We start from the raw sequence: 15,047 nt of genomic DNA on the forward strand, positions 1-15,047 counted from the left end.
GTACTGTAAGACTAATTATATAATATAATACACTTATTTGCATGTAGACCTATGTCCAAAAAAAGTAAAATGCGCCGCTCTAAAGAGAGAGACGCACGCATTGTTGGTAAAAAATCATCTGACAAGGCAAGGTGATTTCGGATTGAACTTCCATCCGGAAACCAAGTATTGCATAGCCATTGAATCATCACGGGCACCAAGTCCTTTTTGTTTATAAAGCTGATGTGCCTTCTCGATTTGTTCCATATCCACTTCAATTCCAAGTCCGGGTTTGGAAGGGACATCGACCATTCCGCCGACAATTTTAAAAGGTTCTTTCGTCAAACGCTGCCCATCCTGCCAAATCCAGTGGGTATCGATCGCAGTGATTTTTCCAGGCGCGGCTGCAGCAACGTGTGTAAACATGGCAAGTGAAATGTCAAAATGATTATTCGAGTGTGATCCCCAAGTCAGGTCCCAGTCGTTACACATTTGAGCGACACGGACAGAGCCTTGCATCGTCCAAAAATGCGGATCGGCAAGAGGAATGTCCACGGATTGAAGTTGAATGGAGTGCCCCATTTGCCTCCAGTCCGTTGCAATCATATTCGTAGCGGTTGGAAGGCCAGTTGCGCGCCTGAATTCCGTCATGATTTCCCGGGCGGAAAAACCATTTTCCGCTCCGCATGGATCTTCCGCATAAGCCAAAACATGATGTTGATCGCGGCAAAGTTTAATCGCATCCTCAAGCAGCCAGCCGCCATTTGGGTCAAGGGTGACCCTGGCTTCAGGGAAGCGTTCCGCAAGTGCCGTCACCGCTTCGATTTCTTCTTCCCCGCGCAAAACCCCGCCTTTCAATTTAAAATCATTGAATCCATAGCGAGAGTGGGCGGCTTCTGCCAAGCGGACGATCGATTCGGGTGTCAGCGCTTCCTCATGACGGAGTCGAAGCCAGTCATCTTCAGCTTCCGGTTCACTTAAATAACCAAGATCTGTTTTATTGCGGTCACCTACATAAAATAAGTAGCCCAGCATTTCCACTTTATCACGCTGCTGTCCTTCGCCGAGAAGGGCTGCGACCGGCACACCTAAATGTTGGCCAACTAAATCAAGAAGTGCCGCTTCCAATGCTGTTACGGCATGAATGGCAATACGAAGATCGAACGTCTGAAGGCCGCGCCCTCCAGCATCCCGGTCCGCAAACTGCTTGCGGATGGCATTTAGAATGTTGTTGTATGTCCCGATGGACTGGCCGACAACCAGTTCTTTAGCATCTTCGAGTGTCTGGCGGATTTTTTCGCCTCCAGGAACTTCACCTACACCCGTATTACCCGCATTGTCTTTCAGAATGACGATGTTCCTGGTGAAATAAGGAGCATGGGCACCACTCAAGTTCAAAAGCATGCCGTCATGGCCCGCAACTGGAATGACGCTCATTTCTGAAATTACCGGTGTGCCGATTTTTACATGATCCTTTAGCAATTGATTGTTCATGATTTTTCCTCCTATATCAGAATATTTAGTTTATTGTAATTTTACACGTTTAATTTCACCAACTAGGAATAAATAACTTAAAATCGCGACAAGAGCATTGGCACATACAAAGACTAGCGCACCATTAAACGACCCTGTCGTGGCAATGATATATCCGATGATAATCGGTGTTGTAATGCCGGCAATGTTACCGAATGTATTGAAAAGCCCGCCGCTGACACCTGACATTTCCTTTGGTGAGGTATCGGCCACTACCGCCCAGCCGAGTGCCCCGAATCCTTTACCGAAAAACGCAAGGGCCATAACGAAAATGACAACCCATTCCGTATCTACATAGTTTGCTGCCACCAAGCTCATCGATAGAATCATCCCAACAACAATCGGCACTTTTCGGGCGACAGTCAATGAGAATCCCTTCCGTAACAAGAAATCCGAGAATGTCCCTCCGAGAATGCCGCCAAAAAATCCGCAAATGGCCGGAAGGGAAGCGACGAATCCAACTTCAAGAATGGTCATGCCCCTTTCTTGCACTAGGTACACAGGAAACCATGTCAGGAAAAAGTACGTTAACGTCGTAATGCAATATTGTCCGAGATAAACACCTAACAGCATGCGATTTGATAAAAGCTGCTTAATATGATTCCAGTTGACGCCTTTCTTTTCCTCCTTATTTGTACTGGTTTGATCCATATTGATCAAAGCGCCGCCCGCTTCGATATATTCAAGCTCAGCTTTGTTGATGCGAGGATGTTCCTTTGGGCCATAAATCGTTTTCAGCCAGATGAAAGCAACGATGATTCCTAAAGCACCCATAAAGAAGAAGACGTATTCCCAACCGAATTTATACGTAATGTAACCCATGATCGGTGCAAAGAGAACGGTTGCAAAATACTGGGCCGAATTGAAAGTGGCAGCCGCGGTTCCGCGTTCATGGCTTGGGAACCAGGTGGCAACGATGCGGCTGTTGGCCGGAAAGGAAGGGGCTTCCGCCAATCCAACTAAGAAGCGCAGTCCGAACAATACGATGACAGCCGTTCCCGCAGAACCGAAAAAACCGAGAAACCCTTGTAAAAGCGTAAAGGTAGACCATAACGTGATACTCCAAAAGTAAACTTTTTTCGACCCAAAACGGTCTAAAAGCCATCCGCCCGGAATTTGTCCAGCTACATAAGACCAAGCGAAAGCGGAGAAAACATAGCCCATCATGACTGAATCGAGACCAAGCTGACCAGACATGTCCGTCCCCGCAATGGATAGCGTCGCACGATCCGCATAATTCAGGGCTGTAACCAAAAAGAGCATAAAGACAATGAACCATCGTGTGCGTGTTTTTTTCTGGGCACTTGGCAGTTTAGGAGATGGTTGAAAAGCTTTTTCTTCAGCGTTCATATACTCACTTCCTTAATCGTATTTTATTATATTTTCTAATTGATACCGCTTACAATGTTAACCGTTTCCTCCTTCGTGAAAATTCTTAATATTTAGTTTTGTCCAATGGTAAGACAAATAAAATTGTTTGTCAATGGCTTTTTTCTTAAAAGTTTTTTCATTTTAGCTCCTTCATTATCGTGTTTTTTTGTATATATTAGAAGCGAAATTATCGAGGGATGAAGTAGTGCTTCATTTTTCAGAAAATAAAAAAAATACAATTGACCAGATGGTGTATTTGTCTTACAATAAAACAATAATACACAAGGGGGAATAAAAAATGAATAAGATCCGCAAGGCGCCTAAAGGAATTCTCGGATTTCCCGTGGCACCATTCACAACGAGTAATAAGCTTGATGAACAAGCACTCGCCCAAAATATCCAATTTTTATTAGATGAGGGACTAGAAGCTATTTTCGTGGCATGCGCAGCAGCGGAATATCCATCGTTAAGTAAAGAGGAATATGAAGCGATGGTTGAGGTAGCCGTATCCGTCACCGCTGGAAAAGTACCTGTATACACAGGGGTAGGCGGGAATATTCAAACTTCCCTCGAACTTGCCAGAATATCTGCGGATAAAGGGGCAGATGGTTATTTAATATTACCTCCATATCTCGTTACTGGAGAACAGGCAGGTCTGTCGGCTTATTTCAAAGCCATCGCAGAGAGTACAGACTTGAATTCCATCGTATATCAGCGTGATAATGTGGCATTTTCACTTTCAACTTTGGAAGCGCTTGCTGAGGTCCCGCAGGTAGTCGGCGTCAAAGACGGTCTGGGCAATATGGAGTTGAATGGACTCCTTACACAAACCTTCGGAAAACGTTTCGGCTGGCTGAACGGAATGCCGCTTGCGGAAGTTACCATGTCTGCATACGTTCCACTTGGCTTTGATTCCTATTCATCGGCGATATCCAATTACATCCCGCATATCTCACGAAAGTTCTATAACGGCATTTTGAGCGGGGATCAAGAAACGGTCAATGAAATTTACCAGCAGGTCATCATGCCGATCAACAACATTCGCCGTCAGCGAAAAGGGTATGCCGTTTCTCTCATTAAAGCAGGTATGGAGATTATGGGAATGCCGGTTGGGCAAACAGTCAGATTACCGATTCTTCCGGTGGAAAAAGAACATTATGCAGAAATGCAAACGATATTGGAGAATGCTTTAGATCGTTTTCCAAAAGAAACACCAATTCAATCAATCTAATAAGGGTGGGGATTATATATGATAACTACAGTCCAAACAAAAACGTATCTTAACTATATTAACGGTGAATGGGTTGCTTCCATTTCAAATGAAGTTGAAAAAAGTTTAAACCCGGCTGATAAACAGGCAATTGTCGGTTATGTACAAAAATCCACCAAGGAAGACTTGGACCTGGCAGTGGAAGCAGCGAAAAAGGCGAAAGATAAATGGCGCAAACTAGCTGGTTCAGAGCGCGGGGAGTATCTGTATAAAGCAGCGCAAATTCTTGAAAAGCGGATTGATGAAATCGCAGAATGTGCAACACGGGAAATGGGCAAGACATTTGCTGAAACAAAAGGGGAAACGGCACGCGGCATCGCGATCCTGAAATACTATGCAGGAGAAGGAATGCGTAAGGTGGGGGATGTCATTCCATCCACCGACAGTTCAGCGCTTATGTTCACGACGCGCGTTCCGCTTGGTGTTGTCGGCGTCATTACACCTTGGAATTTCCCGATTGCCATCCCAATCTGGAAGATGGCTCCTGCCCTCGTATATGGGAATACGATTGTGGTGAAGCCAGCCACCGAGACGGCCATCACCTGTGCGAAAATCATGGAGTGTTTTGAAGAGGCCGGTTTCCCGGCGGGTGTTGTCAATATGGTTACAGGGCCGGGCAGTGTCATAGGGCAGGGCATCGCCGATCACGAAGATATAAACGGGATTACCTTTACCGGCTCAAACGGCGTCGGAAAAAGGATTGGACAAGCGGCGTTAGCACGCGGAGCGAAATACCAGCTTGAAATGGGCGGGAAAAACCCGGTGCTCGTTGCAGCGGATGCGGATCTTAACCTGGCTGTAGAAGCAGTCATTACAGGTGCGTTCCGTTCAACTGGGCAAAAATGTACCGCGACAAGCCGTGTCATCGTTGCAGCTGAAGTTTATGAAGAGTTCAAGCAGCTGCTGGTGAAGGAAACGAAAGGCATTTCCATCGGGGATGGATTGGACAGCGGGACATGGATGGGACCATGTGCCAGCGAGAGTCAATTGAATACGGTTCTTTCCTATATCGAAAAAGGTGTGGAAGAAGGCGCTGCACTTCTAATTGGCGGGAAGCGCGCTGAAGAAGGCCCTCAAGCAAATGGCTTTTATGTAGAACCGACTATTTTTGATAATTGTACGTCAGACATGACAATTGTACAGGAGGAAATTTTTGGTCCGGTGATTGCCTTATTGAAAGCTGATTCAGTTGAAGAAGCCCTGCAACTTGCGAACAGCGTGGAATATGGCCTTAGTGCTTCGATTTTCACAGCCAATATCAAACATCTGCTTTCATTTGTTAATGATATGGAAGCTGGATTGATCAGGGTCAACGCCGAGAGCGCAGGCGTTGAATTACAGGCGCCATTTGGCGGCATGAAAAACTCCAGCTCCCACTCCAGGGAACAAGGAGAAGCAGCAAAAGAGTTTTTTACTTCCATTAAAACGGTGTTTGTCAAATAAGGGGAAAAAACAGTATTTCTGAAAATTAACGGCATTATGTTTAGAGATGTCTGTTTGCTTTTTTAGAATGAAGGAGTGGTGAAGTGGATACGAAAACGCAACTGACGGAGGTACCGCTTTATATTAAGGTGAATGGGATCGACAATGTCGCCATCGTGGTTAATACGGGAGGCTTGGATCAAGGAACCGTATTCCCTTGTGGACTTGAATTGAAAGAAAGAGTGCCACAAGGCCACAAAGTGGCTTTAATGGACATAGTCGAGAATGAAGCCATCATACGCTATGGGGAAGTTATCGGTTATGCGGCTAAATCAATCAGTAAGGGATGTTGGATTGACGAATCACTGGTGATACTTCCGTCTTCTCCGGATTTAAAGGAATTGCCGGTAGCAAATGATATTCCGGAAACTTTACCCCCGCTTGAAGGGTATACATTCCAAGGGTACCGTAATGAAGATGGCAGTGTTGGAACCAAGAATATATTGGGCATCACAACAAGCGTCCAATGTGTAGTGGGCGTGCTGGATTTCGTCGTGAACCGGATAAAAAAAGAGCTACTCCCGAAGTATCCCAATGTTGATGATGTTTTCGCCATAAATCACAACTATGGATGCGGAGTCGCTATCAATGCACCGGAAGCGGTCATTCCCATTCGCACGATACAAAACCTTGCGAAACACCCGAATTTCGGCGGGGAAGCCTTGGTAGTTGGACTGGGGTGTGAAAAACTGTCTCCGATGAGAATAAATCCATGCGGGGACGATTCAGATATCATTTCACTTCAGGATCAGCAGGGTTTTGCGGGAATGGTCCAATCCATTATAGAAATGGCCGAGGAACGTTTAATCAAGTTGAACCGCCGGAAGCGCGAGACATTTCCGGTTTCCGAATTAGTCATCGGTACCCAGTGCGGAGGAAGTGATGCATTCTCTGGTGTCACAGCTAACCCTGCCATAGGATATGCCACAGATCTGTTGGTCAGGGCAGGGGCAACCGTTCTATTTTCCGAGGTCACAGAAGTACGGGATGCGATTCATCTATTAACGCCTCGTGCAGTGAATGAAGAAGTGGGGAGAGCTTTAATAAAGGAAATGGATTGGTATGATAATTACCTTGCTTTAGGTGATGCCGACCGAAGCGCCAATCCGTCGCCAGGAAACAAAAAGGGCGGGTTGGCCAATGTAGTGGAAAAATCATTAGGCTCCATTGCCAAATCCGGAGGCAGCCCCATTTCTGGCGTACTGGCTCCAGGGGAAAAAGCAACGGAAAAAGGGCTGATTTTTGCTGCTACACCAGCTAGTGACTTTGTTTGCGGAACGCTTCAGCTAGCTTCCGGCATGCACCTTCAAGTTTTTTCAACTGGAAGAGGCACACCTTATAATCTGGCAATGGCTTCCGTCATCAAAGTATCTACCCGAAATACATTGACCGAGCAATGGAAAGATCTGATCGATATAAATGCTGGAACGATCGCTACTGGTGAAGCGACCATAGAGGAAGTCGGGTGGGAAATATTTCACCTTATTCTGGAAGTGGCCAGCGGTAAAAAGAAAACCTGGGCAGAGCATTGGGGCCTGCATAATGATTTGGCGCTGTTCAATCCTGCGCCAATTACCTAATAGTGAATGAATTGAAGGGCTTCCTTTTATAGGGGGTCCTTTTTTTTGCTGGTCCAATTTTTACAGTTGCATTACTTTTACTCCAGAAAAGAGGAGCGCCGGATTATTGGCAGAAGTTATTAATGAACGATTGATTTTCATCAGGGTGATACGGAAGTACAAATAAGGGGAGGGATACCATGATCACATTCAGGAATGCGACAGCAGAAGACTTAAGTGAAATCGTAAGGATGCTTGCGGATGATGCATTGGGGAGGGAGAGGGAGCGATATGAAAACCCGCTTCCTGACAGCTATCTAAAAGCATTTGAATCCATTGATGGAGATGAAAATAATGAATTGATCGTTGCATGCCTTGGTGAGGAAATCGTTGGAGTGCAGCAAATCACGTTCACACCTTATATTACCCATCAAGGCGGCTGGAGAGCTACGATCGAAGGAGTTCGGACAGCATCCTCAGAACGGGGGAAAGGCATTGGCAGCAAGTTGATTCAATATGCGATTGACCGTGCAAAGAAGCGGGACTGCCATATCATTCAGCTCACGACCGATAAAAAGCGGGAAGAAGCGCTGCGATTTTATGAACGGTTAGGGTTCAAAGCCACTCATGAAGGCATGAAAATGAAGCTTTAATATACGGTCTTTTGTCCCCATTTTCTGTGCAGATCAATTCATCTGGCATTATATGTTAAAATTATGCGTGAGATATTAATAGATGTAAGATGTATATAGGCTTTAAAAACTGATGAAAGGGGTGAGCTCGATGGAAAACGAAGCTTGTATTCAGAAAAGGTACGGTGTAATTAGTTTTACTTCATTCATCATTGGAATCATTTGCTTTTTTACTGTTTTTATTACACCTATCAGAATGGTGAATATCGGAAACTTGACTGGTGGTTATATCACACTTTTCCTTACGGTTGCCGGCATCGTCCTCTCTGTCATGGGAATTTTGAAAAAAACGGAGAAAAACATGATTTCCATCATATCATTGGTTTTCTCCTCATCATTCTTTATATTTTGGGTAATCATCATCACTTTGTTGTTAACGGGTGAAATAGAATGGCCCCGCAGATCAAATTAGCAGTTGCCTTGGTAGAGTTACTGAGTTTTGCTTGAAGATTGTTTGGAGTTGAACCAATTGAACCTTTCGTGATGCTCAGTGGAGCTGCAAAACAGAATGGAGAATCATAGAATGAATGTCAAAGCGGAATTATATTGGAATGAATATTGGCAAGGGAAAGAAGAAAAACCTCAGTCAGTCAGTGCATGGCAATTCGGGGCCGATCCCGATGATTTGGCTCAATTAGTGATGGATGGGATAAAAACGGCTACATGCTCTGGGTATGTTTTTTACGGAGAGGAAAATGAACCATTACCATCCGTGGGTGATTACAGCATTATTTTAAGCAGTGAGGATTTGCCCTTAGCCATCATACAAACAGTGAAAGTCGAAGTATTGCCCATGAATGAAGTGAGTGAAGAGTTTGCGATTGCGGAAGGGGAAGGAGATCGTACCTATACTTACTGGTGGGATGCCCATGAGAAATTTTTTAAAGAAGAACTGGACAAAATCGGCCACACCTTTAAAGAAGATATGCTGCTGGTGTGTGAGCGTTTTGAATTGATACATGTAAAGTGAGTGTGGACGGCTCGGTCGGATAGAGCAATAAGTATTTTCTTTCAGTGATTTGCTATAATAGGTCATTGGATTAAAAAACTTATAGAAAGATAGGTATTTGCATGAAAAAGAAACTGATTTTCATTGGCTTGGGAATCCTGGTTGTTTTCCTGCTGTTGCTTGGTACGTATAAATTAATGAATTCGAGAATCTATCAGGTGTTCGGTGGATTAACGGATCATGTCGAGACGAATGAAAAAGTGGTCGCTTTGACTTTTGATGATGGCCCATCGAAGAATGTAAATGAGATTTTGCCGTTGTTGGCTAAATACGATGCGAAAGCTACATTCTTCCTGATCGGTAACGAAATCGAAAAGTATCCGGAGGAAGCTGGGAAAATAGCGGAAGCGGGACATCAGATTGGGAATCATACGTATTCGCACAGGCGGATGGTGTTTAAATCGCCTTCTTATATCAAGGAGGAAATCGAGAAAACGGATAAATTGATTCAGGACGCCGGATATAAGGGTGAAATTGATGTCCGGCCTCCAAACGGGAAAAAAATCATAGGTTTGCCTTATTATTTAAATAAAAATGATAGAGAGACCATTACCTGGGATCTGGAACCAGATAGCTATTACACTACCGCTTCTGACAAAGTGAAGTATGTGAAGGAAAATATAAAACCAGGTTCGATCATCCTGATGCATCCGATGTATGATGATACGGGTAAAGAGCTGCAGGCAATTGAAGGGATCTTACGAGAGTTAACGAACGAAGGGTATACGTTTGTGACGGTCAATGAACTTCAGGAAATGTAGTTTTTGGTCCAGAGGATTTTCGAAGAATCGGGTTGCTGCGGCAGCCCTTTTTTATTTGATATAAAGAATAGTACAAAACATGGGCTGCATATTGTTTCTTAACGGAAGGTTGTTGTTAGGGCCTGGATTCGCATGAATTTTTTCCTTAGTGGAAATAAAGCTATTAAAATGGGGCTGGTTACTTGTATCGGAATAAAAACACCGCTCTGATCATGATTTTGGGTTTCCTGTTATTCCTATTTCTTGTGGTGCTCTTTTTTCGCCACATCACGGTATACTTCGTTTATAGCTCGGGCATAGGCCCGTTATTGCTTATCGGGATAATGGTTTTGGCTATCGTTATGCTTTTTATCAGAGGGTATAAATAATCGAGTTTCTTCATTTTTTAGGTTTGTGCATTTTGAACGTTGATTTCCACTCCAGGCACTCGCTTTCCGCGGGCGGTCCGGGAGCCTCCTCGGCGCCTTTGCGCCTGCGGGGTCTCCCCTGGACACGTTTTTCCCGCAGGAGTCTCGTACCTTACGTTCCAATCAACTTTGTTTTGAAATTTAGAACCCCTTTTGTCTAAAAACTGGAGGCTGCTGTGCAGCCTTTTTTTATGTGGAAAAAGTTCTCCGCATCGATAGACATAAAAAAATATAAAAATCAATAAAAAATTAACACTCCAACATTAGTAATATATGGTAAGATTTGAAATGGAATTATTTTCTTCTAAATTTTATTCAGGGGTGATTAGTGCGTGGAGTTTTTTACTAAGTGGTCGTTCAAGAACAAGGCTGCCGTTTCATTGGTAACCATATTTATTTTGATGATAGGAGTTGTCAGTTATTTTAAACTGCCGATGGAATTTTTACCATCTGCCGATAATCCACAAGTTACGATTATCACAATGGGGCAGGGCACCGATTCGAAAACAATGGAAGCACAAGTTACAGATCCGATTGAAAGGGCAGTTACGGGAGTTAAAGGGAAGAAATCCATATACTCCACCACTGGAGATGGTTTTTCAAAAGTAGATCTATTCTTTGAAGCCGAATCGGATATGAAACAAGCGAAACTGGATGTTCAGGAAGCTTTAGGCAGTGTGGCATTGCCGCAAAGCATGGCAAAGCCTACTGTTTCACAGTTAAATACATCAATGATTCCCATTTCATTTGTATCAGTTACTTTTAAGGATGGGTTAACAGCTGAAAATATAGACTTTGCCAAGAAAGAATTAGAGCCTTTGTATAAAGATATAAAAGGGGTTTCGGATGTACAGACATTCGGGGTTTCACAATCCATTCTTTCAGTCAAAGTGGATAATGAAGAATTGGCTAAAAAGAAAGTCTCCATTCAAGATGTCATGAGCGTCCTTAACGGTCAGAATGCAGCTCTGGCCGTAGGCGAAAGAGTGATTGATGGGAAGGCAAGTAACATCAAGGTGATTGGTGATTTAACAAGTATTGAAAAATTAGAAGCGCTGAAGGTCACTCCTAATGTCGCACTTGGAGAGATAGCAAAAGTTAAAGAAGCGAATGATGGCAACCTCATCAGTCGTTTTAATGGAAAGGAAAGCATTGATTTAAGCATTATCAAGGACAGTCAATCAAATGCTGTCACAATCAGTAAAGAGGTTGAAAAAGTAGCAAAAGAAATTAATGAAAAGTATAGTGACCAGAAATCGACCATTTATTTATCTACAGCTGATATGGTGGAGACGTCCGTTCAGACGATGGTGAAAGAAGTTCTGCTGGGTGCGCTATTCGCTACGATTGTAATCATGGTCTTTTTACGGAATGTACGATCTACATTCATTACAATCGTTTCCATACCGCTATCTCTTGGATTTACGTTATTTTTGCTGTCATTGTCGGGAGTGACGCTGAATATTTTGACGCTGGGCGGTGTCGCTGTAGCGATCGGGCGCTTGGTGGATGATAGTATTGTCGTTATTGAAAACATTTTCCGGAAAATGCAGCAGGAGAAGATTTCAGTCGATTTGGTGATGGATGCAACAAAAGAAGTGGGAGTGGCAATCACAGCTTCAACCCTTACGACTGTAGCCGTTTTCTTGCCGGTTGCTTTATTGAATGGAGGGCTTCAGGAGTTTCTTCTTCCTTTTGCTTTGACTGTCACTTATTCTTTGCTGGCTTCATTAATTGTGGCATTGACAGTTGTTCCGTTAATGAGCGCAGGATTGCTGAAAAGGACGGAGCTGCCAAAACATCGACCGGCCAAGCGTTTTACGAAGCTGGTTACTTGGTCACTAAACCATAAATGGGTTGTCCTGATTGTTGCGATGCTGTTGTTTGTCGGTTCCATTGGTACATATTTTGCCATGCCAAAAGGGGCGATTGATAATTCTTCAGCAGACTATGTCTCCGTGACATTAACTTATCCAAATGACCAGCCCTATGAGACAGTAAAGGAAAAAGCGATTGAACTCGAAGAAACGATGCAGGGTATGAATGAAGTGGATAATATTTTCATGCAATTAGGAAACTCTGCCGAGACAGCACAATATGGCGAAGTCGCATCACCTACAGAAGCGATTTTCGGCATCCTGGTAAAGGATAAAGCAAATGTAGATGCAATCCTGAAAAAAATGGAAAAGGAACAAGAAAACTATCCTGATGCGAAGCTTACGGCCCAAGCCTCTTCCTTTATGGCGGGAGCATCAAAGACGAACATTACGATAGATGTGATCGGCAGTAATGCTGAAGATTTGGAACGGACGGCCAATAATGTCAAAGAAAGAATTCAGGATATTAAAGGAATCGAAGAGATTACAACGAACCAGGATGAAAAGAAAACCATTTATTCATTCACGGTAGATCCGGCTAAAGGCAATACAGAACAAATAGGCCAACAATTGGGTATCATGCTTAACAAAACGCCTATCGGCCATATAACTTTACAGGATAAGCAAACACCTGTCGTCCTTGAACCAATCTTGGACCCTAAAAAACCAAAGGATTTAAAAAGCATTCCGATCATGACAGACGGGGGTCTAGCCCCAGTGTCAAAAGTTGCTTCTTTAAAGAGCGAAGAGAGCGCAACAACGCAGTTCCATAAGGATGGAGAAACATATCTCCAATTAACGGCAACAGTCGATCCGGCTAAGCTGTCCGATATTGCAAGCAAAATAAACCTTGAGATATTTGGAGATAAAGAGAATAAAGGCCTTGATATTCCGGATGATGTAGAGATTTTAGTCGGCGGAGCCAGTGCTCAGCAGACAGATGATTTTTCCGATTTATTCCTTACAATGTTAATATCGATCGGGATTGTCTTTTTAATCATGGTTATAACCTTTAAATCGATCAAAGCACCGATTGCCATTCTATTTTCCTTGCCATTCGCTGCCATTGGAGCGGTTTTAGGATTGGTCATCAGTCGAATTCCAGTTGATATTACAGCACTGCTGGGTGCTCTCATGTTAATAGGAATTGTTGTGACAAACGCGATTGTGCTTCTGGATCGAGTCAAACAAAACGAAGAAAAAATGATCATCCGTGATGCAATCGTCGAAGCGACAGCCACAAGATTCCGTCCGATCATAATGACGGCTGTAGCAACGATTTGTGCCATGCTGCCGCTTTTATATAAAAAGGCGGAAACAGGAAGCTTGGTTTCACAAAGCTTGGCGATCGTTGTCATTGGCGGGCTAGCTGTTTCCACAATGCTCACACTGATCGTCATTCCATGTATATACGAATTGCTGTACTATAAAAAATCGAAAAAACAGAGAAGGAAAAAGAGAGAACCCGTTAACGAACAAATCGAGATGTAAGGAAGTTTTAATAAAAAAGTTTGTAGAGAAAAGCAACAGTTTCTTTACAAACTTTTTTTATTTAAAATAATGGTTGACTTTCCTCCTTCCTGTAACTAAAATGATTACAGCAGGTGGTAAACAATCGCAGGAAGCGATCGACTGTACAGGTATTGAATGCCATGTAATTATATTGATTTTTTTTGCTCTATATTGTAACTAGTTTGGTTACAAGTTTAACTGATACTGAAAAGTGAGGGTATATATGATGACAGTGAAAATTAAAGCGTATTCTGATTTTATTTGTCCATTTTGTTTTTTAGGTAAAGGGCCTTTGGACGAAATCGTGAAGGAAAAGGATGTAGAAGTGGAATGGATGCCATTTGAATTGCGTCCGAGTCCATATACGAAAATTGATCCATGGAAGGAACCTGATAAGTTGAATTCATGGGATTCCTACATTCTTCCTGTTGCGAAAAAACTAGGGGTTGATATGCGTTTACCCCGTGTCTCCCCGCATCCATATACACATTTGGCATTCGAAGGCTGCCATTTTGCAAAGGAGCACGGAAAAGGGAATGAATTCCACAACAGAGTATTTACCGCATTTTTTCAAGAGGAACAAAATATTGAAGATATTGAAGTATTGACAAAATTAGCGGGTGAAGTTGAGCTTCCTGTAGATGCCTTTAGAGAAGCGTTAGTGTCACGAAAGTATCGGGAAGTGCACCAACAAGCACTCAAACATGCTTATGAAGAAGCAGATATCAGGGCTGTCCCGACGTTTATTATTGGTGATGAAGTCATTCAAGGACTAGCTAGCAAAGAACGGTTAGCGCAAGTCATCGAGAAGGAAGAAGCCAAAAATAAACGGAATGAATTTGATGGCTTGCAATGTGATGGTAAGGGGAATTGCTAAAAGCCTCCTATTAAATAAAATGAAATGAAACATAAATTTGGAGGACTCAAAATGTCAGCAACTACAACAAATGTAAAAGCAGCAATCATCAATCGCCGTTCCATCCGTAAGGTGAAAAAGAACGATAATATATCGAAAGAAAGAATCAATGAATTGTTAGAAATCGCTTTACATGCACCAACTTCATTTAATATGCAAAGCGGACGAGTGGTGGTTGTGATGGATGACCAGCATGAAAGGTTCTGGGATATTGTAAAGGGAACACTTCGTTCCCGTGTCCCGGAAGAGAGCTTTGCGGCTACTGTGGAAAGATTGCAAGGATTTCGTGATGGAGTGGGAACCATTCTATTCTTTGAAAATCAGGAAACGATAGCACAAATGCAAGAAAAAGCCCCCTCCTATAAGGAACAGTTTCCATATTGGTCCCATCAAGGAAGCGCCATGCTGCAGTATGCAATATGGATGACATTAACAGCGGAAGGCATAGGGGCATCTTTACAGCATTATAATCCGATCATTGATGAAGAAGTGATGAAGACTTGGGAACTTCCAGGGAAATGGTCGTTGATAGCTCAAATGCCATTTGGTGAGCCGAATGAACAGCCAGGAGAAAAAACGTTCCTGCCTTTCGAAGATATTGTGAAATTTTATTAATGATAAGATAAAAGATTTAGGATAATAGATTATTAGATTAATCAAAAGCCCGTTTACTCTATGA

12 protein-coding genes are annotated in these 15,047 nt (G+C 43.1%); 10 read left to right on the forward strand and 2 right to left on the reverse strand.

Annotated features, from left to right (window positions below; all coding sequences use genetic code 11):
- Window positions 1-114: 114 nt before the first annotated feature.
- Window positions 115-1,473: a glucarate dehydratase gene (gudD, locus tag J7I90_RS08530; protein WP_214770542.1), complete on the reverse strand. Its 1,359-nt coding sequence runs from the start codon at window positions 1,471-1,473 to the stop codon at window positions 115-117.
- A 30-nt stretch (window positions 1,474-1,503) separates the two neighbouring features.
- The gene (locus tag J7I90_RS08535) at window positions 1,504-2,862 is read right to left on the reverse strand and encodes an MFS transporter (RefSeq protein ID WP_214770543.1); all 1,359 of its coding nucleotides are present in this window, start codon (window positions 2,860-2,862) and stop codon (window positions 1,504-1,506) included.
- A 319-nt stretch (window positions 2,863-3,181) separates the two neighbouring features.
- Between J7I90_RS08535 and kdgD the strand changes: the two genes are divergently transcribed.
- From kdgD to J7I90_RS08585, 10 genes are all read left to right on the forward strand, one after another.
- Complete coding sequence (gene kdgD / locus J7I90_RS08540; RefSeq protein ID WP_034309652.1) at window positions 3,182-4,114, forward strand: 5-dehydro-4-deoxyglucarate dehydratase; 933 nt, start codon at window positions 3,182-3,184, stop codon at window positions 4,112-4,114.
- A gap of 18 nt (window positions 4,115-4,132) precedes the next feature.
- Window positions 4,133-5,596, forward strand: coding sequence for an alpha-ketoglutaric semialdehyde dehydrogenase GucD (gucD, locus tag J7I90_RS08545; protein WP_214770545.1), 1,464 nt, complete (start codon window positions 4,133-4,135; stop codon window positions 5,594-5,596).
- An 83-nt stretch (window positions 5,597-5,679) separates the two neighbouring features.
- Entirely contained in the window at window positions 5,680-7,215 is a 1,536-nt protein-coding gene (gene garD, locus J7I90_RS08550; RefSeq protein ID WP_214770547.1) for a galactarate dehydratase, read from the forward strand.
- Between the two features lie 179 nt (window positions 7,216-7,394).
- A complete protein-coding gene (locus J7I90_RS08555) occupies window positions 7,395-7,847 on the forward strand; it encodes a GNAT family N-acetyltransferase (protein ID WP_214770549.1) in 453 nt (150 codons plus the stop codon).
- A gap of 130 nt (window positions 7,848-7,977) precedes the next feature.
- On the forward strand, window positions 7,978-8,298 hold the full coding sequence (locus J7I90_RS08560) for a hypothetical protein (RefSeq protein WP_214770553.1): 321 nt from the start codon (window positions 7,978-7,980) through the stop codon (window positions 8,296-8,298).
- Window positions 8,299-8,409: 111 nt separating this feature from the next.
- On the forward strand, window positions 8,410-8,856 hold the full coding sequence (locus J7I90_RS08565) for an ASCH domain-containing protein (protein ID WP_214770556.1): 447 nt from the start codon (window positions 8,410-8,412) through the stop codon (window positions 8,854-8,856).
- Window positions 8,857-8,957: 101 nt separating this feature from the next.
- Window positions 8,958-9,656: a polysaccharide deacetylase family protein gene (locus J7I90_RS08570; protein WP_214770559.1), complete on the forward strand. Its 699-nt coding sequence runs from the start codon at window positions 8,958-8,960 to the stop codon at window positions 9,654-9,656.
- Window positions 9,657-10,395: 739 nt separating this feature from the next.
- Window positions 10,396-13,431, forward strand: a complete 3,036-nt coding sequence (locus J7I90_RS08575; protein WP_214770562.1) for an efflux RND transporter permease subunit — start codon at window positions 10,396-10,398, stop codon at window positions 13,429-13,431.
- Between the two features lie 247 nt (window positions 13,432-13,678).
- A complete protein-coding gene (locus J7I90_RS08580) occupies window positions 13,679-14,329 on the forward strand; it encodes a DsbA family oxidoreductase (protein ID WP_214770565.1) in 651 nt (216 codons plus the stop codon).
- A 51-nt stretch (window positions 14,330-14,380) separates the two neighbouring features.
- Window positions 14,381-14,983: a nitroreductase family protein gene (locus tag J7I90_RS08585; protein WP_214770568.1), complete on the forward strand. Its 603-nt coding sequence runs from the start codon at window positions 14,381-14,383 to the stop codon at window positions 14,981-14,983.
- Window positions 14,984-15,047 lie beyond the last annotated feature (64 nt).

Source organism: Bacillus sp. ISL-57, assembly GCF_018613135.1.
Taxonomy (GTDB): domain Bacteria; phylum Bacillota; class Bacilli; order Bacillales; family DSM-1321; genus Peribacillus; species Peribacillus frigoritolerans.